General features: G+C 34.9%; 20 protein-coding genes and 1 riboswitch. Of the genes, 4 read left to right on the plus strand and 16 right to left on the minus strand.

The window, feature by feature from the left end:
- From OH814_RS08360 to folE, 7 genes are all read right to left on the minus strand, one after another.
- The gene (locus tag OH814_RS08360; protein WP_076557572.1) at positions 1-510 is read right to left on the minus strand and encodes a ferritin; all 510 of its coding nucleotides are present in this window, start codon (positions 508-510) and stop codon (positions 1-3) included.
- Between the two features lie 146 nt (positions 511-656).
- On the minus strand, positions 657-1,112 hold the full coding sequence (locus tag OH814_RS08365) for a hypothetical protein (RefSeq protein WP_308827864.1): 456 nt from the start codon (positions 1,110-1,112) through the stop codon (positions 657-659).
- Positions 1,113-1,293: 181 nt separating this feature from the next.
- Positions 1,294-2,262, minus strand: coding sequence for a hypothetical protein (locus OH814_RS08370; RefSeq protein WP_308827865.1), 969 nt, complete (start codon positions 2,260-2,262; stop codon positions 1,294-1,296).
- Between the two features lie 141 nt (positions 2,263-2,403).
- Positions 2,404-5,052: a 4-alpha-glucanotransferase gene (locus OH814_RS08375; protein ID WP_308827866.1), complete on the minus strand. Its 2,649-nt coding sequence runs from the start codon at positions 5,050-5,052 to the stop codon at positions 2,404-2,406.
- Positions 5,053-5,180: 128 nt separating this feature from the next.
- A complete protein-coding gene (locus tag OH814_RS08380) occupies positions 5,181-6,344 on the minus strand; it encodes a T9SS type A sorting domain-containing protein (protein WP_308827867.1) in 1,164 nt (387 codons plus the stop codon).
- A 199-nt stretch (positions 6,345-6,543) separates the two neighbouring features.
- Positions 6,544-8,010, minus strand: a complete 1,467-nt coding sequence (cysS, locus tag OH814_RS08385; protein ID WP_308827868.1) for a cysteine--tRNA ligase — start codon at positions 8,008-8,010, stop codon at positions 6,544-6,546.
- A gap of 156 nt (positions 8,011-8,166) precedes the next feature.
- Positions 8,167-8,835, minus strand: coding sequence for a GTP cyclohydrolase I FolE (folE, locus tag OH814_RS08390; protein ID WP_076557562.1), 669 nt, complete (start codon positions 8,833-8,835; stop codon positions 8,167-8,169).
- A gap of 98 nt (positions 8,836-8,933) precedes the next feature.
- Between folE and OH814_RS08395 the strand changes: the two genes are divergently transcribed.
- From OH814_RS08395 to OH814_RS08405, 3 genes are all read left to right on the plus strand, one after another.
- A complete protein-coding gene (locus tag OH814_RS08395) occupies positions 8,934-10,085 on the plus strand; it encodes a hypothetical protein (protein ID WP_308827869.1) in 1,152 nt (383 codons plus the stop codon).
- Positions 10,086-10,101: 16 nt separating this feature from the next.
- On the plus strand, positions 10,102-10,587 hold the full coding sequence (locus OH814_RS08400; RefSeq protein ID WP_308827870.1) for a hypothetical protein: 486 nt from the start codon (positions 10,102-10,104) through the stop codon (positions 10,585-10,587).
- Positions 10,588-10,732: 145 nt separating this feature from the next.
- Positions 10,733-11,419 carry a hypothetical protein gene (locus OH814_RS08405; RefSeq protein ID WP_308827871.1) on the plus strand — a complete coding sequence of 229 codons (687 nt, stop codon included), beginning with the start codon at positions 10,733-10,735 and terminating at the stop codon, positions 11,417-11,419.
- A gap of 38 nt (positions 11,420-11,457) precedes the next feature.
- Here the strand turns inward: OH814_RS08405 and metF are convergent, their stop codons facing one another.
- From metF to OH814_RS20645, 7 genes are all read right to left on the minus strand, one after another.
- On the minus strand, positions 11,458-12,417 hold the full coding sequence (metF, locus tag OH814_RS08410) for a methylenetetrahydrofolate reductase [NAD(P)H] (RefSeq protein WP_076557556.1): 960 nt from the start codon (positions 12,415-12,417) through the stop codon (positions 11,458-11,460).
- Positions 12,418-12,483: 66 nt separating this feature from the next.
- A complete protein-coding gene (gene metH, locus OH814_RS08415) occupies positions 12,484-15,150 on the minus strand; it encodes a methionine synthase (protein WP_308827872.1) in 2,667 nt (888 codons plus the stop codon).
- A gap of 4 nt (positions 15,151-15,154) precedes the next feature.
- Entirely contained in the window at positions 15,155-16,246 is a 1,092-nt protein-coding gene (locus OH814_RS08420) for a fatty acid desaturase (protein ID WP_308827873.1), read from the minus strand.
- Positions 16,247-16,310: 64 nt separating this feature from the next.
- Positions 16,311-17,321: a homocysteine S-methyltransferase family protein gene (locus OH814_RS08425; protein WP_308827874.1), complete on the minus strand. Its 1,011-nt coding sequence runs from the start codon at positions 17,319-17,321 to the stop codon at positions 16,311-16,313.
- A 230-nt stretch (positions 17,322-17,551) separates the two neighbouring features.
- A complete protein-coding gene (locus OH814_RS08430; RefSeq protein WP_308827875.1) occupies positions 17,552-18,754 on the minus strand; it encodes an O-succinylhomoserine sulfhydrylase in 1,203 nt (400 codons plus the stop codon).
- A gap of 190 nt (positions 18,755-18,944) precedes the next feature.
- Entirely contained in the window at positions 18,945-20,486 is a 1,542-nt protein-coding gene (locus tag OH814_RS20640) for a homoserine dehydrogenase (protein ID WP_374990563.1), read from the minus strand.
- A 54-nt stretch (positions 20,487-20,540) separates the two neighbouring features.
- A complete protein-coding gene (locus tag OH814_RS20645) occupies positions 20,541-21,479 on the minus strand; it encodes an alpha/beta fold hydrolase (protein ID WP_374990564.1) in 939 nt (312 codons plus the stop codon).
- 62 nt (positions 21,480-21,541) lie between these two features.
- A riboswitch (SAM riboswitch) is annotated at positions 21,542-21,651 on the minus strand.
- A gap of 186 nt (positions 21,652-21,837) precedes the next feature.
- Here OH814_RS20645 and OH814_RS08440 point away from each other — a divergent pair.
- Positions 21,838-24,450, plus strand: a complete 2,613-nt coding sequence (locus tag OH814_RS08440; protein WP_308827876.1) for a glucosidase — start codon at positions 21,838-21,840, stop codon at positions 24,448-24,450.
- Between the two features lie 95 nt (positions 24,451-24,545).
- Here OH814_RS08440 and OH814_RS08445 read toward each other — a convergent pair whose 3' ends face one another.
- Positions 24,546-24,971, minus strand: a complete 426-nt coding sequence (locus OH814_RS08445; RefSeq protein ID WP_115620419.1) for an OsmC family protein — start codon at positions 24,969-24,971, stop codon at positions 24,546-24,548.
- Between the two features lie 116 nt (positions 24,972-25,087).
- Positions 25,088-25,588, minus strand: coding sequence for a DUF2314 domain-containing protein (locus OH814_RS08450; protein ID WP_308827877.1), 501 nt, complete (start codon positions 25,586-25,588; stop codon positions 25,088-25,090).
- Positions 25,589-25,690 lie beyond the last annotated feature (102 nt).

The following is a 25,690-nucleotide window of genomic DNA, read 5'->3' on the forward strand; positions in this document are numbered from 1 at the left end:
TTAAGCTGTAGGATCTGCTACAAAAACTCTTTTTGCCAATTCCTGATCAAAAAGATAAAGAGCAGACGGGTTATCGCAAACCATTTTTATTTTTGTCACATACTGAGAAGCACTTGCCTCCTCTTCCACTTGTTCATTGATGAACCATTGTAAAAATGAAGTTGTAGCAAAATCACCTTCGTCATTTGCATTTTTCACGATATTAAAAATACTTCTGGTTACTTTCTTTTCGTGTTCCAGAGCTTTTTCAAAAATATCTGTTGCGCTTTCAAACTGGTGCGGTGGTTTGGCGATTTCGCCTAAGATAATTTCGCCTCCTACATCGTTTAAGTAATCAAACATTTTATCGGCATGCATCAATTCTTCTTTGCTTTGAACTCTGAAGTAATTGGCAATTCCATCAAGGTCTTTAGCTGAAAACCAAGCAGACATAGAAAGATAATATTGAGCCGCATATTGCTCGTGAGCGATTTGTTCGTTTATTAGCTGTGCAATTTTTTCACTTACCATAATAAAAATTTATATTCAAAATTACGCATTAAAAGGCGAATTGAAAAGTTTTCACAAAATTTAGATTTAGATTTAATATAAAAAAGGACAGAATTACTTCTGCCCTTCTAACATTAAAAATCAAAATTATAAACTTCTATATCAGCTTAAATTGAGGTTCCAGACTGAGGTTTCACCATCATTTTTCTGTCATGTTTCATCCCTCTTTCTTTCATAGCAGATTTTCTCTGTTCAATTTTAGCTTTTCTTGAAGCCTGCCATTTGTCGTATTGTTCAGGAGACAAAATGTTTTTCATTTCGTTATCCATTTGTTGTCTTTTGGCTTTCATCTGCTCCATTTTCGCTTGTCTTTCACCTTTGTTTTTTTCAAACTCAGCTTTCATATCAGCTTTACGTTTTTCTTGCAGATTTTTAATTTTTGCAACCTGAGAGTCATTAAGGTTTAATTCCTTCTGCATTTCAGCCATTCTCTCCTGCTGTTTCATCTCCATTTTTTTGTGCATTTCCTCTCTGTTGATTTTTTTATCTTGAGGATTTACCTGTTGTGCCATTGCAAAACTTCCAGTTACGATAAAGGCTGCGGCTAGTACTAATTTTTTCATGTTCTTAAATTAATTAATTGTTTTTGTTATATCTTTTTGATACGGAATATTACGGAAAGTTAAAAATCAAATTCATAAAAAATGTTAAATTTAATTATTAACTTTTCAACAATATTTAAAATAAAAAAGAGAGTAGACAAAAAATCTACTCTCAACACCACTCAAATATAATATATGAAAACTAATTTCTAACTAAATTTCCTCTAAAGCCAGAATTTCTTCCTTCATTAGATTTATTCTGCTGCCTTGGAGAACTGTTTTGCTGTCTCGGGCTCGAATTTTCTTTTCTTGGCTGAGCTCTGAATCCTCCATTTCCATTATTTCTTGGAGCGTTATTTTCAGATCTTGGCGCAACCTCTCTTTGTCTTTGTCCGCCCTCATTTCTGGTATTATCTCTAAATCCTCCGTTACTTCTCACTCCGCCATTTCCGTTATTGTTTCTGATCCCGTTATTCCCGTTATTATTTCTTACACCATTATTGGAATCTGAATTTCTAAAACCTCCCGAAGAATTGCCATTTCTTATGCTTCCTGCTCGTGAAGATCTTACAACATTCAAGGTAGGATTATCATTTCTGCGGAAACTGCCTCTGTCAACTTTATAGATATTGATATTTACATTTCTATAGTGAGGCATTACTCTGTATCTTGGAACATAATGCGTTCTTCTGTAATTTTGGAAATATACAATCGGGCTGGAACCGTGGTAATAATTGTTTTGAAAAACTACAAAAACTCTTGGTCCTAAAATTCTTTCCATTGCATAAAATCTATCGTAATACCATCTGTCTGGATTGTAACGGTAGAAATTATTCCATGAAGCAAAACTTGAATATAGATTATTCAGATATAAGATCTGATCAATTTGCCAACGGTTTAATCTATGCTGTGCAAAAAAACCGTTCCAGTTGATATTGATGATACTCTGTCTATAATCATTGTAGTAGCTCTGGTAATAATCTGAAGGGTAATAATCTTGCGGGTAATTGTAGTAATAATCATCCGGGAAATAGCTCCTGTCGTCATCATCACTGTAATATCCGTCATTATTGCCATAAGATCCATCGTTGCCCCAACCGTTATTTGGGTATTGCTGAGCAAATGATAAAGTTGCTAAACTTAGTGCAAATCCTATAAATATATTTTTCATTTTGTTAATCATTAATTGGGTTAATATCAGAACTTTCATTCTTGTCTTTTTGATGTAGATAAAAAAAAGAAGTTAAATCCTGAGATAAAACTTCTTCTTAAAATATTTTCAAAACACTGATTATCAACTCAATAATTTTTATCAACCTCTACCACTTTCATTAATCCAATTTGAAATTTTTTGATTAAATTCTAAATTATTTGTTAAATTTTCAATATTTAAATGCATTCTGTAGCGCCAATAGTGCGGAAACACTGCAGGATTGTTAATTCTCTCTTCTATTATATCCTGATTAACCACTTTTTCGTCTATTGCAAAGAATTCCTGAATGGGAAAAATTGCCAGCATAGCATCATTGTAAAGATGCTGCTTCATGATAATTTCAGCTATGGCAGGCTCCAGATCGTCGAATGCTTTTCCATATTGATTCAGTTGTTGATTAAAATAAACCTGCGTTAATCCAATATCCTCTTTCCACCATTGACGGAGCGTAGAACTGTCGTGAGAAGATGCAGTCACCACGTTCATATACCCTGCATCTTTAGGATTATAAAATGGAATATTCCCGGAAGGCATACGCTGGACTTTCAATGCAATAATCGCCAACTCATCCATCACTTCTGGTACACAATCCGGAACCAAGCCCAGATCTTCACCACATATAAGCATATCTGTAGCGTTCAGAATGACCGGAAGTTTTTCCATTGCTTTCGTCTTCCATAAATAGTCTTGTCTTTTAAAGAAATAATCTTGATAAAGCTCATAAATAGACTCTTTTTCCCAATCGGGAAGATATTGGTAAGATTCAGTTTTGAAAGCATAAAATCTAGGATGGTAAACCGTTTCGCCGTTTCTTTCTTCTTCCAGAAACAACACGTTTGCACAAAGTGAAATCAGTTTTCCCGAAATATCATCCGGACTATCTTTAAAATAATTGGCGATTTTTCTCTGAGTATTAAACTCTTCTTTGAATTGATAAGTTCCGTCAGAATTTTTATTGATAAATTCTAAAGCTTTAAAATTTTCTTCACCAAAATATTTCCACAAAATCTCATCATTGATAAAAGGCTTACAATATCTCTCAACATCGAATGGAATATGTCTCGCTTTAAATTCATCCAAAACAATCGGAACTGCCGGATAAAAATATCCTAAAATTCCCTGAGTCGCAGAAATTGGCATTCTCCAAATTCTGAAAAACCCTAAAATATGATCGATTCTCATTGCATCAAAATACTGTTCCAATGCTTTGAATCTGTTTTTCCACCATCTGTAATTATCTGCTTTCATCGCTTCCCAATTGTATGTTGGAAATTCCCAGTTTTGCCCTATTTCTGTAAATTGATCCGGCGGTGCACCTGCCTGAAAATCCATCCCGAATAAATCGGGCTCCGTCCACGCTTCTACCGAATGTCTGTAAATTCCGATCGGCAAATCTCCTTTTAATGAAATCCCTAAACTGTGAATGTAATCAACAGCATCTTTTAATTGTTTGTGAAGCTGAAACTGCACCCAGGCGTGAAGCATTGAAGCGTCATAATCTTTATTTTTTACCGAGAAAAACGGTAATATTTTTCCTGCAATATATTTTTTATGTGTTTTCCATTCATTGAAATTTGGTGTTTTATATTTATCCCTTAAAACACAAAATGCAGAATAAGGCAACAGCCATTCTTCGTTATCTTTAATGAACTTTTTAAAATTTCTGTCCTTGTAAATTTTATCTTTTTCAGTATTGAAAACAGCTTTTAGATATTTCCATTTTGCAGAAATTACCTTTTCGTAATCAATTAAATCCAATTCATTTAGGTCAATTTTTTCAGTCTGATATTCTTCAACTAATTCCTTAGGTAAATCAAAATCTAAGTTTTCAATTGAAATATATTGAGGGTGCAAAGCGTAGATAGAGACAGCCGCATACGGATATGAATCTGTCCATGAATAATTGGCGGTGGTATCATTAATCGGAAGAATCTGAATAATCCCTAATGCTGCCTCATCAGCCCAATCTGCAAGCTTTTTAAGGTCAAAAAATTCACCAACACCAAAACCGTTTTCGGTTCTCAAAGAAAATACGGGAACTGCAACACCGGCATCGTGGTACATTTGGTAAGATTTAAACCTGAAATAATGGTCCGCCACAATCTGCAAAACATCTTTTTGCGGATTAGGAATTGCCGATCTGTTTCTACCGCTTTCTACATCAATTATCTTTCCTTTTGCTGTATCAAAAATTGCGTATTTATATTCAATAAACTGAATTTCCGGAATCTCGACAGATACTTCCCAAACTCCAAAATCTGTCTGTAATAAATGAATGGGGCTATCATAAGCCCAATTGCCTAATGAAGGCGTATTTCCTATTAAAACAATCTCCCAATCCGGATTATAAATCGGTGCTTCGATTCTGAATAAATGAGTATGCTTTTTTAAAACCGAAAGTTTTCGTGGAGAGAATTGGCTGAGTTTATTTCTAAGAATCTTATTATTAAGATAATTTTCAGGAAAATTCTTATTGTTCCATTCATCAAAGATTAAAAATTCTTTGTAATTGTGGGGAAACCCCAATCGATGCAAAACAAATTCCTCGCGCAAAATATTTCCACTGTCATCTGTAAGCCGATATTTATAAGCAATTGATTTGGAAAAAAAATCTACTTCACATTTCCATAAGCCATTTTGGGTATGAAACATCACGTAACTTCGGGCAGCAGAATCTTTTTCATCAATGATCAATTCTAATTTCTCGCCCGGTTTTGTATGATATTCAATATTAAAATACAATTTCATCGATGTATAATTTTCTTAAAAATACGTTTAAAAATTGAAAAACAAACTGTTGCAATATCAAATTTTTATTAAAAAACCTTCTCTCAATAAAGAGAAAAGGTCTTACAATATTATAAAAAAGTCAGTTTTTACTTAGTAATCAAAATTTTCTTTGATAATAAACTTTTCCCCGATTCTTCTGTGATACTCACCACATACGTTCCGGTTACCAAATTTCTGAGATAAATCTGTTGATTAAGGTTTCCGTCTTTTACCGACAAGTTGGTATTCAATACCGATTTTCCGGAAACATCAAAAATATTCACTTTAATATTTCCTTTTACAGCTTTGTCATTTATATCCACGGTAATCGTCTGTTCATCAACTTTCGTTGGATAAATACCAATATTGGCCAAAGTATTTACAGCAGAAATTCTATCGTTCGCAAAATATTTACTTGCCAAATCATAAATATGCAGATTCTGCTCACCAGGAAGTTGTTTTGCTTCCAGATTATTAAGGTTTAGCTCATACAAAGCTGCTCCTTTTGCACTTGCAATCACTACTTTTCCTTTAGAATTTACGGCGGCTCCATTTACAGAATACGCTTCAGGTAAACCTGTAATTTTCCCGACAAATTTAGCCTTTAGTTCTTTAGTTGAAATCTTAAATACATTTCCCGACACCGAAAAAACGTAAAAATTATTATCGGCATCGGCAATCATATCGCCACCAAAACCAGTTTCCATCGCTGTAAAAGAATTTTTACCGTTCGAAGCATCGTCTTTAATTATTCCAAGATCGTTTACAACATATTGATTATTCTTTTTACTGATTTGAATAAACTGCGTGCCCGCATTATTGATTGCATAAATATTTCCGTCATAGCCGGTTGCCATTCTTGTAATATGCGAATTGATATCGCAAGATGTTACTCTTGCCACTGTATTTTCAACTAAAGTAATTTCTTTTGTTTTTTGGTTTAAAACATAAATATTAGACGAAAACATGGGCATGTACACCAAATTATTACCCGAAGAATCATAGGCTAAAGCTGCCAAAGTCATCGACTGAGCATGATTGTAAGAAGTTTTATCTTCTGTAACTGCAGTTTTTCTGGATTGTGAAACCACTTTTGACTCTGAAGAAACTCCGAAGATACTTTCACCAGAAGTTCCATCTGAATTCATCGCACGGAAATCATTAAACTCAATTCTTGGCGAATCTTTTCCTGCCAATGCAAAAAAATCCTGCTGTGCACTCATTATATTTCCAAGTAATAACAAGATAATAGGGAATAAATGTTTTTTCATGTGTAAAGTTTTATTTTGTAATTGTTTTAGCCTTACTAAGTTAAACAATTTTTAAATTTAATTTTGAAAAAAAATCTTATTCATTAAAATAAAAAAACACCATAAAAAAATCCCGCAGATTTCACGGATAACGCAGATGATTATTGATTGTCAATCTGCATTATCAGTGTAATCTGCGGGAGATTAAAATTTATTTAAATCAATTCAGTACATACGTCGTGCCTTCTCTTCCATCTTTTAGCTCAATTCCTTCAGCCAGAAGTTTATCTCTGATCTGATCTGAAAGGTCAAAGTTTTTAGATTTTCTTGCCTGATTTCTCAATTCAATCAAAACCTGTAAAGTCTGATCTAATTTTTCATTATTATTTTCTTCGATATTCTGCAATCCTAAAACATCAAAAACAAAAGCATTTAATGTTGCTTTTAAATCTTCCAGATCTTTCGCAGAAATCGTTTCTTTTTCATCTTTTAAAGCAAAAATAAATTTCACCGCTTCAAATAAATGAGCAATAAGAACAGGTGAATTGAAGTCATCCGTTATGGCATCATAACATTTTGTTTTCCAATCTTCCAGACTAAAACCAGACTGTTTTTCATCATTCGGAGTAATTGAATTTAATATTTTTAATGCTTCCATTAATCGAGTGAAGCCTTTTTCGCTCGCCAACATTGCATCATTCGAAATATCTAAAACACTTCTGTAATGCGCCTGTAAAAAGCAGAAACGAACAATCGTCGGATGAAAAGATTTTTCAAAAAAATCATTCTCACCAGAAACCAACTGCATTGGTAAAATATAATTTCCTGTCGACTTACTCATACGTTGAGAATTCATTGTCAACATGTTAGCATGCATCCAGTAATTCACCGGGGAAGTTCCGTTACAAGCTTTTCCCTGTGCGATTTCACATTCGTGATGTGGGAATTTCAAATCCATTCCACCACCGTGAATATCGAAAGTTTCACCTAAATATTTAGTGCTCATCGCCGTACATTCAAGATGCCATCCCGGGAAACCTTCGCCCCAAGGAGAATTCCAACGCATGATATGTGCAGGAGAAGCTTTTTTCCACAATGCAAAATCCTGAGGATTTTTCTTTTCACCCTGACCGTCTAAATCTCTTGTGTTAGCAAAAAGTTCTTCGATATTACGTTTTGAAAGCTCGCCGTAATTCAAACCTCTTGCGTTATATTCTAAAACATCAAAATAAACCGAACCATTGCTTTCATAAGCAAAACCTGTATCGATTAATTTCTGAGTTAACTCAATCTGTTCTACAATATGACCCGTTGCTGTGGGTTCAATATTTGGAGGCAATAAATTGAACATATCTAAAACCTTGTGAAAATCTACAGTATATTTCTGTACAATTTCCATAGGTTCTAATTTTTCAAGACGGGTTTGCTTTACAAAACGGTCATTATTGACGTCTCCATCATCGGTGAGGTGACCTGCATCGGTAATGTTTCTTACGTATCTTACCTTGTACCCAAGATGGGTCAAACTTCTGTAAATAAAATCGAAAGAAAGGAAAGTTCGTACATTTCCTAGATGCACATTGCTGTAAACAGTCGGTCCACAAACGTACATTCCTACATTTCCATCTAAAATTGGTTTGAATATTTCTTTTTCCGCAGTAAGCGAATTGTATATTTTTAGTTGCATTTATTGATTTGATTTAATGATTTTAAAATTTATTTTATTGTTCAAACATATCAAAAGAAAGAATCTTTTAACAGCAGCATTCGCAGCAGCAACAAATAATGGTTGTGATGAAAATCTGATTTGAAACTTTTTTAAATTTTATCATTACTTTAAATTTTAATAATCCAGTTTTGCATGGCTTCCTACATAATGTAGAAACTCCTGTCTTGTAATAGGGTTGGTTCTAAAAATCCCGCTTAATTCTGCCGTAATTGTAGAACTTGCCGTATCTTTTATCCCTCTACAATTTACGCAAAGATGTTTAGCATCGATGATACAGGCAACATTTTTTGTTCCCAAAGCATCTTTCAACGCATCAACAATCTGCATGGTCAATCTCTCCTGAACCTGTGGTCTTTTTGCATAATAATCTACAATTCTGTTGATTTTAGACAGGCCAATAACATCTCCGTTTGAAATATAGGCAACATGCGCTCTTCCAATGATCGGTAAAAAGTGATGTTCGCAGAAAGAGTAAACTGTAATATCTTTTTCCACCAACATCTGGCGGTATTTATATTTATTTGAAAAGGTAGAAATCCCGGGTTTATTTTCGGGAAGCAAACCTCCGAAAATTTCGTTAACATACATTTTCGCCACCCTTTTTGGAGAATCTTTTAAAGAATCATCGGTCATATCAAGACCAAGTGTTTCCATAATTTCGCCAAAAAGTTCGGTAATTTTTTCTATTTTTTCCTGTGGCGATTTCTCAAAAGCATCTTCACGGATCGGCGTATGCTCTTTCCCTGTAAAAATATCATCATCGTTATCGGTAAAATCAACCATTTTAAATAATTTTCAACAAAAATACGCATAAAATCTTTTCGTCTATTTCAATTTATACTGAAAAATATTACCTTTCGGTTTTATTCTGCTAAAAACTTATGATTACTGTTGAAGAAGTACAAAATACCCAGCAAAAAAAGGAGTTTCTCAATTTCCCGGCAAGACTTTATCAGCATGACAAAAACTATATCAGACCTTTAGACAAAGATATCAACGATGTTTTTAGTCCTGAAAAAAATAAATTTTATGCAGATGGAGAATGTACTCGGTTTTTGTTTAAAAATAAATCTGAAACTGTAGGAAAAATTGCAGTTTTCATCAATAAATCATACGAGCAACATCAACCGACTGGCGGAATTGGTTTTTTCGACTGTATTAACGATCAGGAAACCGCTAATTTCATTTTTAATCATTGTAAAAACTGGTTTCAGGAAAGAGGGATTGAGGCAATAGATGGACCCATCAACTTCGGGGAACGCGATAAATTTTGGGGACTTTTAACAGAAGGATTTTTGGAACCTTTATATTGCATGAATTATAATTTCCCATATTATAAAGAGCTTTTTGAGAATTACGGTTTTAAAACTTATTATGAACAGCTTTGTTTTTCCAGGCCTATTTTTGCAGAGGTATCCAGAGTTTTTACCGTAATGCATGCTAAATATTCAAAAAACGCTAAAATATCTGCTAAACCTCTGAAAAAGAATAATATCGAAAAGTTTGCGCGAGATTTTACAGAAGTTTACAATTCTGCTTGGGCATCTCACGGAAGTGGAAAACAGATAGAAGAAGCCAAAGTTTTGAAAATGTTTAAGGGCATGAAGCCTATCATCAATGAGCACATTTCATGGTTCGTTTATGAAAATGAAAAACCTATTGCGATGTGGATGAATATTCCTGACCTGAACCAATGGTTCAAATATCTGGACGGTAAATTTGGAATTATTGAAAAATTAAAATTTTTATGGGTTAAAAAGTTTAAAAAGAATGAGAAGATGGTTGGTCTCGTTTTTGGTGTGATACCCGAATGGCAGAAAAAAGGTATTGAAGGGTTTATGATTTGGGAAGGCACTCAACATCTAAGAAAACATACGGATTTTAAAACCACCGAGCTGCAATGGATTGGTGATTTTAATCCTAAAATGATAAAAATTGCCGAAAATCTCGATACAACAGTCACCCGGAAACTTGCAACTTACAGATATTTGTTCGATCAAGAGAAAGATTTTGAGCAACATCCAATTATATAATTTTAAAACATCAATTATGGATTCAATTATTTTATTTTTTATTTTTTTTCTATTTCTTATTTTATTAATTCCCGCAATCATCTTCCTGATTGCATTTTTAGCAGCCAGAAGCAGGAAGAAAAAACAACAAGTGCTTTTAGAACAAACGGGAACTCCTGAATATTATGCATTTGTACGATACAATGTGGGAGACACTCAAAATCAATTCTTTAAAGTAAAAGCTTTTCAGGGAAGCGGAATTATTTATGTTGAAGACCGAAAAATTGTTTTCAAAGACACTTTAAATCAAAATCCATATACATTTATCTTAGATGAATCTTCAATAAAGTGGGAAGATGTGAATATTGTAAATGGTTTACTAAAATGGTTTTCGGTTTCAGATAGCACAAGAAAATATTTTTTTAACATCGACAGTGGAATGTTTATATTCAATACCAACTCTTCAAAACCCACAACAAAAAGTGTTTTTGATAAATTGATTCAATATCAAACCGAAATGTAATTTCAGACATTTACAATTATCGTACACTAATTACGCTATATTTATAAAGATCGTAGCATTTTACCTATAAAATGCAAATTTAATTCCACAGGATATGAATTTTATTTGTAATTTTGTTTCATAACAATATATTATCCTTATCAAAATGAAAAAAATAACTACAGGCATATTATTTTTGCTAATTATTTCGGTGAGTGCTCAGGCAAACTTTTCGTTATCTAATAACGGCTTGGGTCTTCCTCAGGACAATGCTATTTTCAATAAGGTGAATTCTCCTAACGGTGGAAGAACTTTATCTTATAGTGATATACAAGGAAATCCTTACTATGGAAAGGGATATTCTGTAGCCAAATTTTCAGGTACTGATGAAACAGCTCCTGCTAGATACAATATGTATAATGATGAAGTAGAATTTACAAAAGAAGATAAATCATATATTCTTCCTAAAAATGACACTTATTCAAAAATTGAATTTACAAATACAAAAGAAGTTCTGTTAAGACTAGAAACTGGAGATGATTTATCCGGTTATTTTTTTGAATTGGTTAACGGAAAAAACAGCCTTTACAAGAAAACCAAAACAAAATTTATTGATGCTGTGCCTGCTACCAATTCTTACACAAGTGACAGGCCTGCAACGTTCAAAACTCTAGAACCTGTTTATTATATCAACACAGACGGAGGATTTATCAAAGGACCAAAGAATCAAAAAGAGATACTGGAAAGATTTCCTACTAAAAAGGATTCTTTGACGGCTTTTTTTAAACAAAATAAGATAAAATTTGATAAAGAAGAAGACTTAAAAAAATTAGTCACTTTCTTAAATCAATAAAAATAAAAGAGGCTGTTCATTTTGAACAGCCTCTTTTATTAAAACAGCTCGCCAGCCACTTTTTTAATATTATCACTTTTTCCCATCGAGTAAAAATGTAAAACGGGAACGCCAAAATCAAGCAGTTCTTTGCATTGGCTGATTGCCCATTCGATTCCTATTTGCTTTACGGCTTCGTTATTTTTTGCACTTTCAACAGCATTGATTAAATCTTCAGGTAAATCTATTTTGAAAACCTGTGGTAAAAGCTTCAGATGATTTTTGGTCGCAATAGGTTTTATCCCTGGAATAATCGGAACAGTGATGCCCATCTCTCTGGCTTTAGTAACAAATTCGATAAACTTTTTATTGTCAAAAAACATTTGTGTAACGATGTAATCTGCACCTGCATCTACTTTTTGTTTCAGCCATTTCAAATCATAATTCATTGACGGAGCTTCCATGTGTTTTTCTGGATAACCGGCAACTCCGATGCAAAATTTGTTGTGTTCGTCACAAATCTGCTCATCATTATGAAGATATTTCCCGCGTCCTAAATTATTAATCTGATTAACTAAATCCATTGCACTTGCATGACCTCCTAAAGTGGGTTCAAAATATTGATGACCTTTCATCGCATCACCACGAAGTGCCATAATATTATCGATCCCAAGGTACATACAGTCTACCAAAAGATATTCTGTTTCTTCTTTTGTAAAACCACCACAAAGCAAGTGAGGAACGGTATCTACATTATATTTATGCTGAATTGCCGCACAGATTCCTAAAGTTCCGGGACGCATTCTGGTAATTCTACGCTCCATTAAGCCATTTCCTTTGTCGATGTAAATGTATTCTTCACGCGAAGTCGTTACATCAATAAAAGGCGGTTTAAATTCCATCAGAGGATCAATATTTTTATATAAATCTTCAATCCCAATTCCTTTCTGGGGCGGAACAACTTCTAAAGAAAATAAGGCTTTTCCGTTGGCGTTTTTTATGTGGTCTGTGATTTTCATTTAATAATAGTAAGTTTTAATTTTTAAAGGGTATTCAAGTTTCGGTAACAACAAAGCCACTAAAAATTAAATCCCGTCCGCTAAATTTGGAGAAAGCCATTTTCTCGCTTCCTGCAAAGAAATTCCTTTTCTTACAGAATATTCTTTCAATTGATCTTCTGAAATTTTTCCTAAGCCAAAATATTTGGCATGCGGACTACCAAAATAATATCCGGAAACTGCTGCTGTTGGGAACATGGCTAAACTTTCAGTAAGATAAACACCGATGTTTTCTTCCACCTTTAACAAATCCCAAATGGCATGTTTTTCCAAATGATCAGGACATGCGGGATAGCCCGGTGCAGGACGAATTCCTTTGTATTTTTCGGCAATCAAATCTTCGTTGCTCAAATTTTCCTGATTGGCATATCCCCAATATTCTGTACGCACTTTTTTATGCAAAAACTCAGCATAAGCTTCGGCAAAACGGTCCGCGATGGCTTTTACCATGATCGCATTGTAGTCGTCGTTATCTTTTTCATATTGATCAGATAATTCATCGGTTCCAAAACCTGTACACACGCAGAAAGCTCCCATATAATCGGGCTTTCCTGAGCTTTTAGGTGCTATAAAATCACTTAATGCGATATAATCTTTCCCTTTTGATTTCTGAACCTGTTGTCTCAATGTTAAAAACTTAGCTTTTTCCTGATCATTTTCATCGTAAATTAAAATGTCATCAGTTTCGTTTGAATTGGCTTTAAAAATTCCAAAGATTGCTTTGGCAACCAACAATTTTTCATCAACAATTTTCTTTAAAATTTTCTGTCCATCTTTGAACAATTCTTTTGCCTGTTCGCCTACGACTTCATCATCAAAAATATTCGGATATTTTCCGTGAAGATCCCAGCTTCTGAAAAACGGCGACCAGTCTATAAAAGGAACCAATTCTTCCAAATCCTGATTTTCAAAAACGTGAATTCCCAAATTGTTTGGAATGAAAATTTCTTCGTTTTCCCAATCAATTTTAAATTTATCTTTTCGTGCATCTTCCAGAGAAACATAGTTTTTATCGACCTGCCTGTTCAGAAATTTTTCTCTGAAATCTGAATAGTCATTTTTAAGATCGCTCACATATTCTTTATTTCGATCTCCTAAAAGAGAACTTACCACATTTACAGCACGGGAAGCATCATTTACATGAACGACTGCATTTTTATATTTTAAATCTATCTTAACGGCAGTATGCGCTTTAGAAGTTGTTGCACCACCGATTAATAAAGGGAAATTTAAGTTTTGTCTTTCCAGTTCTGATGCGATATACACCATTTCATCCAGACTTGGCGTGATCAATCCACTCAAACCAATTACATCAACCTGATGATCGATCGCTGCCTGAATAATTTTCTCGGCAGGAACCATTACACCCAAGTCGACAATATCGTAATTGTTACAACCTAAAACAACGCTTACAATATTCTTTCCGATATCGTGAACATCGCCTTTTACGGTTGCCATTAAGATTTTTCCGTTGGGTTTCTGAGCGACATCTTTTTCAGCTTCTATGAATGGTTGCAAATAAGCTACTGCCTTTTTCATTACACGAGCAGATTTTACAACTTGTGGAAGAAACATTTTTCCGCTTCCGAAAAGATCACCAACAACACCCATTCCCGTCATCAGATTGATTTCAATAACGTGAAGCGGTCTGGCAGACTGAAGTCTTGCTTCTTCTACATCTTCTTCTATAAAACGGTCGATTCCTTTCACCAAAGAGTGTGTAATTCGCTCTTGTAAAGGATAAGTACGCCATTCGAGTTCTTCTACTTTTTCTTTTTTAACCGATTTATTGCGTTCAGAATAATCTAAAAGCCGCTCTGTAGCGTCTTCTCTTTTGTCTAGAATTACATCTTCTACAAGTTCCAGAAGTTCTTTATTAATTTGATCGTAAACCTCAAGCATTGCCGGATTTACAATTCCTATATTCATTCCGGCCTGTATGGCGTGGTAAAGAAAAACCGAGTGCATTGCTTCTCGCACCGTATCATTTCCACGAAAAGAAAACGAAACATTAGAAACTCCTCCACTTACCGAGGCATACGGAAGATTTTGTCTTACCCAACGCGTAGCTTCAATGAAATCGATTGCGTTTCTGCGATGTTCGTCCATTCCGGTTGCTACGGGAAATATATTTAAATCGAAAATAATATCCTCTGCAGGAAATTTAACCTCATCAACCAAAATATCATAAGATCTTTTAGTGATTTCGAGTCTTCTTTCGTAATTATCGGCTTGCCCTACTTCATCAAAAGCCATTACAATCACTGCAGCGCCATATCTTTTGATCGCTTTGGCGTGTTTTACAAACTCTTCTTTTCCTTCTTTTAAACTGATGGAATTCACCACACATTTCCCCTGCACAACTTGTAAACCAGCTTCCAAAATCTCCCATTTGGAAGAATCTACCATAATTGGAATTTTGGAAATATCCGGTTCTGAACCAATTAAGTTCAGGAATTTGATCATGGAAGCTTTTCCGTCGATCAAGCCATCGTCAAAATTGACATCAAGAATCTGAGCTCCGCCGTCAACCTGATCTCTTGCGATATCTAAAGCTTCAGAGAATTTTTCTTCTTTAATTAATCTTAAAAACTTTTTAGATCCGGCAACATTAGTTCTTTCACCAACGTTGATGAAATTGCTTTCCGGAGTAATAATCAGAGGTTCGAGCCCTGATAATCTTAAATATTTCATTTAATTATTCTTCTAAAATAAAATATGCGTTATTCGCATTTTGCTTCAGCAAATCGACATGTTTGCCCAAAGCGGTAACAATCGGAAATCGTTTGTAGCCCAGATTATTTTCTTTGGCAAACTGTTCAATTTCCTCTGTAATTTCGTTATAATACATATAGCTGTAATTCGGGAAAAGATGATGGGCAACGTGAAAGTTGAAATTTCCCAAAACATTTCTCACAAACCAGTTATTTTCTTTTAAATCATTTGTTACTTCCAGTTGATGACGAATCCAACTGAACGGAAGTCCGTTTTTTTTATCCAATTTTGGGAATGCATTATCCGGAAGCGGATGTAAAGGCAACAAAACAAAAAGCGCAAAAATACTCGCTGCAATTACCTGTAAAAACCAAGCGCCCAAAGCCAAACCTAAAGAAACTTTAAAAAACAAAACCGGCACGGCAATCTGATAGAAAAAGTAAAACAGTTTAAAACTGATCATTTTAATCTTTTCTGAAACCGGAATTTTTCCCTGAGTTTTTAAAATCACCCTTTCATTATCAAAAAAATCCCTAAAATCTCTGATAAACATCCAGTTAAATAAATAAAGCGGATACACCAGGAAGAAAAAGAAATGCTGATATTTTTGTATTCCTTTAGCCTTAATCCATGGAACGATCAGTAAAAGCCCGCTCTGTTCGATGTCGGTATCCCAACCATCAACATTCGGGTAAGCGTGATGCGATGCGATATGTCTTTTTTTCCAGATGTAAGAATTAGCGCCTACAAAATCAAAAATCTGTAAAACGAAACTGTTGAGTCTTTTGTTTTTAAAAATATTGTTGTGAGCTGCCTCGTGAATTAAGTTTAAATAAATTAAAACCAGAGAAATCCCCATCAAAACAAAACTTGAAATGTAAACCCATGATTGATCTGCATTGAAAAGCGCAAATAGATACAAGCCAAAATAGATCAAAGGCAAAATAATCGCTTTGATCTGAATGTAAACATCTCTGTTTTTGGGAAGTGTTTCTACTCGCTGGTTCACTCTTTTTCTTAATTCATTAAACAGTTTGGCGTCTTCTGGATTTTTTAGGTAAATTGGCTTTTCCATAGGATTATTGTTTTGGATTTAAAAAAAGTATTTTCATACTTGCTCTAAATTTCCAAATCAAAAATCATACAAAATCCTTCACTTTTCTGGGCTCATATTTATCAACTAAATCAGCAATTGCTTTGATGTGTTCCGGTGTGGTACCACAGCATCCGCCGATAATATTGATCAATCCTTTTTCTACATATTCTCTGATTTGCTCAGCCATAAACTCTGGAGATTCATCGTATTGCCCGAAAGCATTTGGTAAACCTGCATTCGGATAAGCCGATACATGGAATTCCGAATTGTGAGCCAAAGTTTCTAAATACGGTGTTAGCTGATTTGCTCCTAAAGCGCAGTTGAAACCTACACTTAACAAATTCAGATGCGAAACTGAGATTAAAAAAGCTTCTGCGGTTTGTCCGCTCAATGTTCTTCCTGAAGCATCGGTAATCGTTCCCGAAACCATGATCGGGATTTCAATTCCTCTTTCTTCCTGAATTTCGTCGATCGCAAATAACGCTGCTTTGGCATTCAATGTATCAAAGATCGTTTCTACCAAAAGAATATCTGAACCGCCATCTAACAAAGCTTCTGATTGTTGTTTGTAAGCTAGTCTTAACTCTTCAAAAGTAATTGCACGATAACCAGGATCATTCACATCCGGACTTAAGCTTGCAGTTCTATTGGTTGGTCCGATCGAACCGGCAACAAATCTTGGTTTGTCAGGATTTTTAGCGGTAAACTCATCACATACTTTTCTGGCAATTTTTGCGGATTCGTAATTCAGTTCGTACACCAACTTTTCCATGTGGTAATCTGCCATCGCAATCGTAGTTCCGGAAAATGTATTGGTTTCCAAAATATCGGCTCCGGCTTCAAGGTATTTTCTATGAACTTCTTCAATGGCTTCGGGTTGCGTAAGAGAAAGAAGGTCATTATTTCCTTTTACAGGATGTTCCCAATCTTTAAAACGCTCGCCACGGTAATCTTCTTCTTCGAATTTATATCGTTGAAGCATGGTTCCCATCGCTCCGTCGAGAATTAAAATTCTTTCGGATAATGCTTTGTATAGTTGTTCTGAATTTTTCATTTTATTTATTATGACATATTTTTTAATAGGATTGCATCCTATTCTCTATTAAATAGTCCATTTGGGACTCTTTATTTATTTCAAACTTTTTATTTAAGCCTTGTCAAGGTTTTGAACCTTGACAAGGCTTATTTGCCGAATCTTTACGCTGAATCTCTGCAGCCCGACTTGAACGAGGTCCTTCGACAAGCTCAGGATAAATTCAGGCGGATAAAGCTGCCCAAATTAGTTTAATCTAATGCCTGTTTTAAATCTGCAATAATATCGTCCACATTCTCCAAACCTACCGAACAGCGAACCAAACCTGCGGTAATTCCCACTTCGTTTCTTTCTTCATCTGTCAATTTAGAATGCGTTGTAGAAGCGGGATGCGTAACAATCGTTCTGGTATCGCCTAAGTTTGCAGAAAGTGAACACATTTTTATTTTATCTAAAAATTTTCGCCCACCTTCGATACCGCCTTTGATTTCGAATGCTACAATATTTCCGCCTAATTTCATTTGTTTCTTCGCCACTTCATAACTTGGATGAGATGGAAGAAATGGATATTTCGTCAGTTCTACATTCGGATGACTTTCTAAAAACTCAGCTACTTTTAAGGCGTTTTCACAATGTCTCTCCACACGGATTGCCAAAGTCTCTAAGCTTTTTGATAAAACCCAAGCATTGAAAGGTGACATTGCAGGTCCGGTGTTTCTTGCAAAAAGATAAATTTCACGGATCAAATCTTCTCTACCCACTGCTACTCCACCTAAAACACGGCCTTGACCGTCAATTAATTTTGTGGCAGAATGCACAACGACATCTGCTCCGTATTTTATGGGTTGTTGCAAATAAGGAGTTGCAAAGCAGTTGTCTACAATGAAAATCAGATTATGCTTTTTTGCAATCTTACCAAAAAATTCTAAGTCTAAAATTTCTATCGCAGGATTTGTTGGCGTTTCCAGATACAGAATTTTTGTATTTGGCTTGATGTATTTTTCTACATTTACAGAATCTTCTGCTTTGAAATATGTGGTTTCGATATTCCATTTTGGGAAATATTTTGTGAACAACGTGTGCGTAGAGCCGAAAACAGACTGACAACTTACGATATGATCACCTGCATTAAGCAAAGTGGCAAACGTTGAATAAATTGCCGCCATTCCCGTAGCGAAAGCGTAACCCGCTTCTGCACCTTCCATTTTTGCAATTTTATCGGTAAATTCTGTAACATTCGGATTTGAAAATCGGCTGTACAGGTTTTTAGATTTTTCTTCGGCAAAACTCGCTCTCATATCTTCTGCATCTTCAAAAACGAAGCTTGAAGTAAGATACAACGGTGTAGAATGCTCGTCAAACTGAGATCTTTCAGTTTGGGTTCTTATGGCAAGAGTCTCGAAATTTGTTGACAGTTGCTGGTTGTTAGTTTTTGGTTGATTATTATCGCTCATAAACTTGTTTATCTTTTTAGCAATGCATCAATTTAATTATGATTTTTTCAAATTTTTAAATTGACTTGTTACTATATTGTTATAATTTGATTTGTTATTTTTGATAGGATTTCATCCTACCCTGAGTTAAATCGTCCCTTCGGGACTCTTCAGCGCCGGAAAAACTTCCATCTTCCAGCATCCTACTTGTTTATTTCGATTCACTTAATCTTAAAATATCTCCAAAAACTCCTCTTGCCGTTACTTTTGCTCCGGCTCCAGCTCCCATGATAACGATTGGGTTTTCACCATAACTTTCGGTGTAGATTTCAAAAATTGAATCTGAGCCTTTCAGTTGTCCCAAAGCAGAAGTTGCAGGAACAGAAATTAGCTTAACATCAAGATTGCCTTTCTCTTTCTGTAAATCGCCGTGTAAATCACCAACATATCTTAAAACGTGACCAGGCTCCTGATTTTTCTTAATTTTATCGTATTCTTCATCCAAATCTTCAAGTCTCGAAAGAAATTCCTGCTTTGAGATAGAAAGCAAAGCTTCCGGAACCAGATTTTGGATGTTGATATCATTAAATTCATTAATTAAATCTAATTCTCTCGCCAAGATCAATAGCTTGCGAGCCACATCATTTCCTGATAAATCTTCTCTTGGATCTGGCTCTGTGAAACCTTTTTCTAAAGCTTCATTAACGATTGTTGAAAATTTATCATTTCGCAAAGAGAAGTTATTGAAAACATAACTCAATGTTCCGGAAAAAACACCTTTGATTCTTGTAATATTTTCACCGGAAAGGTGTAAAAGCTTTATGGTATCGATTAACGGCAAACCTGCCCCAACATTGGTTTCATACAAATAACGCTTGTTGTTTTTATTCAACGTATATCTTAGTTTACGGTATTCTTCGATAGGAAGTGTGTTGAAAATTTTATTTGAGGAAACCAAATCAAACCCATTTTCTGCCAATGCATGATAATTTTTAACAAAATCTGTACTTGCTGTGTTATCGACTACGATTAGATTTTCAAGCTGGTTTTCTTTAGAGAAATTAATTAATTCTTCTACATTTGAAGTTTTTTCAGATGCAAAAACCTCATCGCTCCATTGGTTGTCAAAACCTTTTTTGTTGAAAGCTATTTTTCTTGAATTAGCTACCGCAACAACTTTAAGATGTATATTTTTTCTTCTTTTAATTTCTTCCGAAGAATGTAAAACCTGCTCTATTAAAGTCTTTCCTACATTTCCGTGACCGATAATTGCCAAGTGAACTGTTTTTGGTTTTTTGAAAATTTCAGACTCAATGATATTTTTAGTTTTCTCATCCTGAGAAGATGTCACAACAATATTAATTCGTTTTTCGCTTGAATTCTGGTTTAAAAGCAATGGAAAAACATTGTTTCTTGCCAGTTCAGAAAGTATTTTATTTAGATCATCTGCTACAAAACCGATAACAGAAACATTATTGATGCTGTAAATCTGAGAAACTTTACCTGATTTTCTTTCTGCAGCAAACTCTTCAATCAGACAGTTTACCGCTTTTTCAGAATCATCTTCGTGTACGAGAATTGACAATCCGTTTTCTACTGCCTGCTGAGAAATTATTCCCACACTGATACGGGCGAATGTAAGAGCCTTAAAAACTCTTCCGTCGATTCCTATTTCGCCCAAAAAGTCTTGTCCTTCAAATTTGATGATTGATCTGTTCTTTAAAAATTTTATTTCGTTTGCATTACTTTTCATCTGTAACCTTTTTTATTTTTTTATAAGACGGAATTACCTTAAACTCCTTTTTCCCTACAAAATATTATTTATGATATTATTTAATTGACTGTATTCCATTAAGAAGGCGTCGTGCCCATGAACTGATTTGATCTCGTGATAGAAAACATCTTTCTTATTTTCCTTTAGCTTTTCAAAGCCATTCCTAATTTCAGAGGCAGGAAAAAATAAATCTGTATCTACAGAGATCATGTGCATTCGTGCCTGGATCTTCTCCATCCTATTTTCATCAGCATTAATATTCATCAATAAATGATTCATCAATTGATAAGATTTTAAACTAAATCTTTCGGCAAGAGATTTCCCGTGATAATTAAGCCAGTTTTCAGATTCTAGCTCCTGTTTTTCCTGAGTGTATTTGTTTTGAAATCTGTCGTTTAAAGACTGAGGTGTTCTGTAGCATAACATCGCATGAATTCTGGCCTTTTGTAGCGGTTCATCATTTCCATTTAATAAAAATTTCTGAACAAGACATTGTGCATGCAACCAATCATGAGTTTTAGAATCACAGGCAATCGGAATAAAAATTTCGGCCAAATCTGGCTTTTTTGAAAGCATTTCCCAGCCAATTCCGCCTCCTAAAGACCCTCCAATCAGAGCGTATATGTTTTTAATATGTAAAGATCCAAGACCTTTCAGAAATACATTTGCAATATCTGAAGGTGTAAAATCTGAATATTCGTCAATAAAAAAATCGTCATATCCATTTCCGGGAATATTGAAACAGAGCACTGTATATTTAATTGTATCAATCACCTGATTTTCACCGATCAACTGTTTCCACCAACCCTTTTCTCCGGCAACATCCGAGTTTCCGGTTAAGGCATGATTGACCAAAATGATGGGTGCTGAAAATAGCTCTTTCCCAAAAAGCTGATAGCTTAGCGGGATATGATATTCTTTGTGAGAATCGGTTTTGTACAAAAAATTAATATGTTGCAGTTCTGTTTTCAAATTTTATATTATTATAAATAAATTTGAAAATGCCACGAGAAATGGCTGAAAAGAACTTCAGTAAGTTATCTGTCCAAAATAAATTATTTGGTAGAACGTAGCACCTTCTCTGCTTGCGCAAAGGGTTGCTAAGGTTTCACAGGGTCTATCCCTCAACCTTTCTTGATAACATTTTCAATATGTAAATGAACGAATGGTGCAAATATAAAACTTTTTATTTTAAAAATTAAAAAAAATTAACAAATATCATAAAACGTAATATCAGCGAGGTTTGTGGAAGATTGTTAATAATTATTCAGATTAAAAAAATTGGAATTATTTATCAAAAAAATTAACTTAGCCATGAAAATGGCTGAAAATGACTATCGAAAAGCAAAGATTACAAGATAAAGACTGGAAAAACTGGGGACCCTATGTAAGCAACAGGCAATGGGGAAATGTGCGTGAAGACTACAGCCCGAATGGAAATGCATGGCATTTTGCCAACCATGATATTGCAGAAAGCCACACTTATCGTTGGGGTGAAGAAGGTATCGCAGGGATTTCAGATCCTAAACAAATTTTCTGTTTTGCTCTTTCATTTTGGAATAAAAAAGATAAAAGAGTAAAAGAACGCCTCTTCGGATTGAGCAATCCGCAGGGAAATCACGGAGAAGATATTAAAGAAATTTTCTATTACCTGGATAATACACCTACTCACAGCTATATGAAAATGGTGTACAAATATCCGATCAACGAATTTCCTTATGATGATATTGTAGCCGAAAACGCCAGACGCACCAAAAAGGAACCTGAATATGAGCTTTTTGATACAGGAGTTTTTGATAAAGATGAATATTTTGATATTTTCATAGAATACTGTAAGTCTGATGCGCATGATATTCTGGTACGTGTCACGGTCTGCAACAGAAGCGACAAAGCTGCGCCCATTGTTGTATTACCTACAGCTTGGTTTAGAAATAACTGGAAATGGGGTTACAATGAATACAAAGGTCAGACAGTAGGGGGAAAAGAAGGTTGCATCGACATTGTTCACGACAGTATTCCCATCAAAAAGTTTTATTCAAAAAATAAAAATGCAGAACAGGTTTTTTGTGATAATGAAACAAATAATCCAAAACTTCATGGAACTCCGTTTGTAGAAAATACTTACTATAAAGACGGAATCAACGATTATATTATTCATCAGAAAAACACTGTAAATCCCGAAAAAAAAGGAACAAAAGCTGCTTTCATCATTGATGAAACTATCGAAGCTGGACAGTCTGAAGTTTTTGAATTCAGATTATCGCCTTATGATATGGACGATGCTTTTTATCAGTTTGATGATATATTCAATGCAAGAATTAATGAAGCGAATGAATTTTATGATGAAATTCAGCAGGATATATTTAATGACGATGAAAAAAATGTGCAGAGACAGGCTTTTGCCGGGCTTCTTTGGAACAAACAATTCTATCATTACAATGTCGGAAAATGGCTGAATGGCGACCCCAATTATGAGGCGCCGAGAGATTTTAAAAATTATGTAAGAAACACAGAATGGGAACATCTTCACAATAAAGATATCATCTCAATGCCCGATAAATGGGAGTATCCTTGGTATGCAACTTGGGATTTGGCATTCCATTGTGTTCCTTTTGCCATTATTGATGCCGAGTTTGCGAAAAACCAATTGCTTCTGCTTACTAAAGAATGGTACATGCATCCCAACGGGCAAATGCCGGCTTACGAATGGAATTTGAGTGACGTTAATCCGCCTGTGCATGCATGGTCGTGCTTCAGGGTTTTTAAAATTGATGAAAAAACAAACGGAAAACCAGATCTCTTATTTCTTGAAAAAGTTTTTCAAAAGCTTCTTCTCAACTTTACCTGGTGGGTCAACAGAAAAGATAAAAACGGTAAAAATATTTTTGGCGGCGGATTTTTAGGATTAGATAACATTGGTGCTTTTGACCGAAATATGGAACTTAAAGATGGCGAACATCTTGAGCAGGCCGACGGTACAAGCTGGATGGCGATGTATGCACTAAACATGATGCGGATTGCTATGGAATTGGCTCAATACTATCAGGTGTACGAAGATATGGCCATCAAATTTTTTGAGCATTACCTTTATATCGCCGAAGCCATGGAAAATATGGGTGAAGACAAAGAAGGGCTTTGGAACGAAGAAGATGGTTTCTTTTACGATGTTTTACAGTTGGCCAACGGAGAAAGTGTTTCTTTGAGATTGAGAAGTATTGTCGGGCTTATTCCTTTGTTTGCAGTTGAAATTATCGATCATCATCTGCTGAGTAAAATGCCTAATTTCCGTGAAAGAATGGATTGGGTTTTAAAAAACAAACCTGAACTCACCTCTTTAGTTTCTCACTGGGACGAAGAAGGAAGCGGGAGAAAACATCTGATGAGTATTCTTCGCAAAAATAGACTCACCAAGGTTTTGAGAAGAATGCTGGATGAAAAAGAATTTTTGAGCTCTTATGGAATCCGGGCAATGTCTAAGGTATATGAAGAAAATCCGTTTGTGTTTACAGTTCACGGCAACAAAAATGTCGTTTATTATACACCTGCAGAGAGTGACAGCAGAATGTTTGGCGGAAACAGTAACTGGCGTGGTCCGATTTGGTTTCCGATTAATTTCCTGATTGTTGAAAGTTTACAACGTTTCCATTTTTATTACGGAAACAGCTTAAAAGTAGAATTCCCAACCGGAAGTGGCGAAAAGAAAAATTTGGATGAAGTTGCCCAAAATATCAGCGGCAGACTTTGCTCTATTTTCCTGAAAGATGAAAGCGGACAACGCGCTTTTAACGGAGGGAATTATAAATTTAATTATGACCCGAACTTCAAAGATTACATCACATTTTATGAGTATTTCCACGGAGATAATGGTCGCGGAGTCGGAGCTTCACACCAAACAGGTTGGACTGCAACCGTAGCGAAACTGATGAAGCCAAGATTGGCGTAATTGGGTTGGAGGGTTTTAGTGTTTGAGCGTATTAGAGTTTGAGAATTGTAGAAATTCTTTATTTCCTGAAACTCTCAAACCCTAGACTCTCCACTCTATTTCTCAACCTTCTCTCCGTTTACAAAAACTTCGTACCCGATTTCTACATTGGGTTCAAGTGTTTTTGAAACTGAACAATATTTTTCAAAAGATAATTCTGATGCTTTTAAAGCTTTTTTGGGATCGATATTTCCTTCCAATAAAAACTTCACCATAATAGATTTGAATGGTTTTGCATCTTCCACAGGAATTCTTTCTCCTTCCACTTCAGCTTTGAAACCTGTGATTTCCTGCCTTTGCTTTTTCAGAATAGAAACAACATCAATTCCGCTGCAACCCGCAACTGCCATCAAAACACTTTCCATTGGTGAAACACCTTTTGCACCTGGCTGAGATGTATTGTCTAACAAAATTGAATTTCCCTGCGCATTGGTACATTCAAATAAAAAATCGTCGTTGAGTCTGTTTAGTGTAATTTTCATTATTGCTTATTGCTTATTGCTTATTGCTTATTGCTTATTGCTTATTGCTTATTGCTTATTGCTTATTGCTTATTGCTTATTGCTTATTGCAAAATTATAAAATCTTGCTTTACTAATTATTCGTAAATCAATCCTTGAGAATCCATTTGTTTCTTTTCTTCGTCGCTCATTGTTTTACGTAAAACTTTTACGGTGTAAGCACCTTTCACTTTGTTGTTATCGTAATACATCCAGTCCGAAAGATTTTCAACATTTACAACGACCTCATCGCCAAGCTTTACACCAATGGGTTCCATCGGTTCATTTTGTATAATGCCATAATATTTTCCGTTATCAAAAATGATATCGCCAATCCAGATGTGTTCACCGCCGCCACTTGGCGTATCAAACTTTTGTTTAATTGTGAAATTTGAGAAGTTTGGGTTTTTGCTCAAAAGCGCCTGATGAAAATCTGATTTAAAAGTTTTCTTTGCACTTTCAATAGCAGTATTCATTTCGTTATCTTCAGTTTCAACAAGTACCACATCGGGCTCTCCGTCTCTCTGCACTTTCTCTCTTTTATTTTCGCAGCTAATAGCTATCAACAAAAACAAAACTGTAATCAATAATTTTTTCATTTGCTTATTTTTATAAAATTCCTCTTGCTTTTATCTCAAGATATTTATTAACCCGATCAACAATAGGCTTTCAATTTATTATTTTAATCATATTAAAATATA

This window comes from Chryseobacterium sp. CFS15 (assembly GCF_031118795.1).
Taxonomy (GTDB): domain Bacteria; phylum Bacteroidota; class Bacteroidia; order Flavobacteriales; family Weeksellaceae; genus Chryseobacterium; species Chryseobacterium indoltheticum.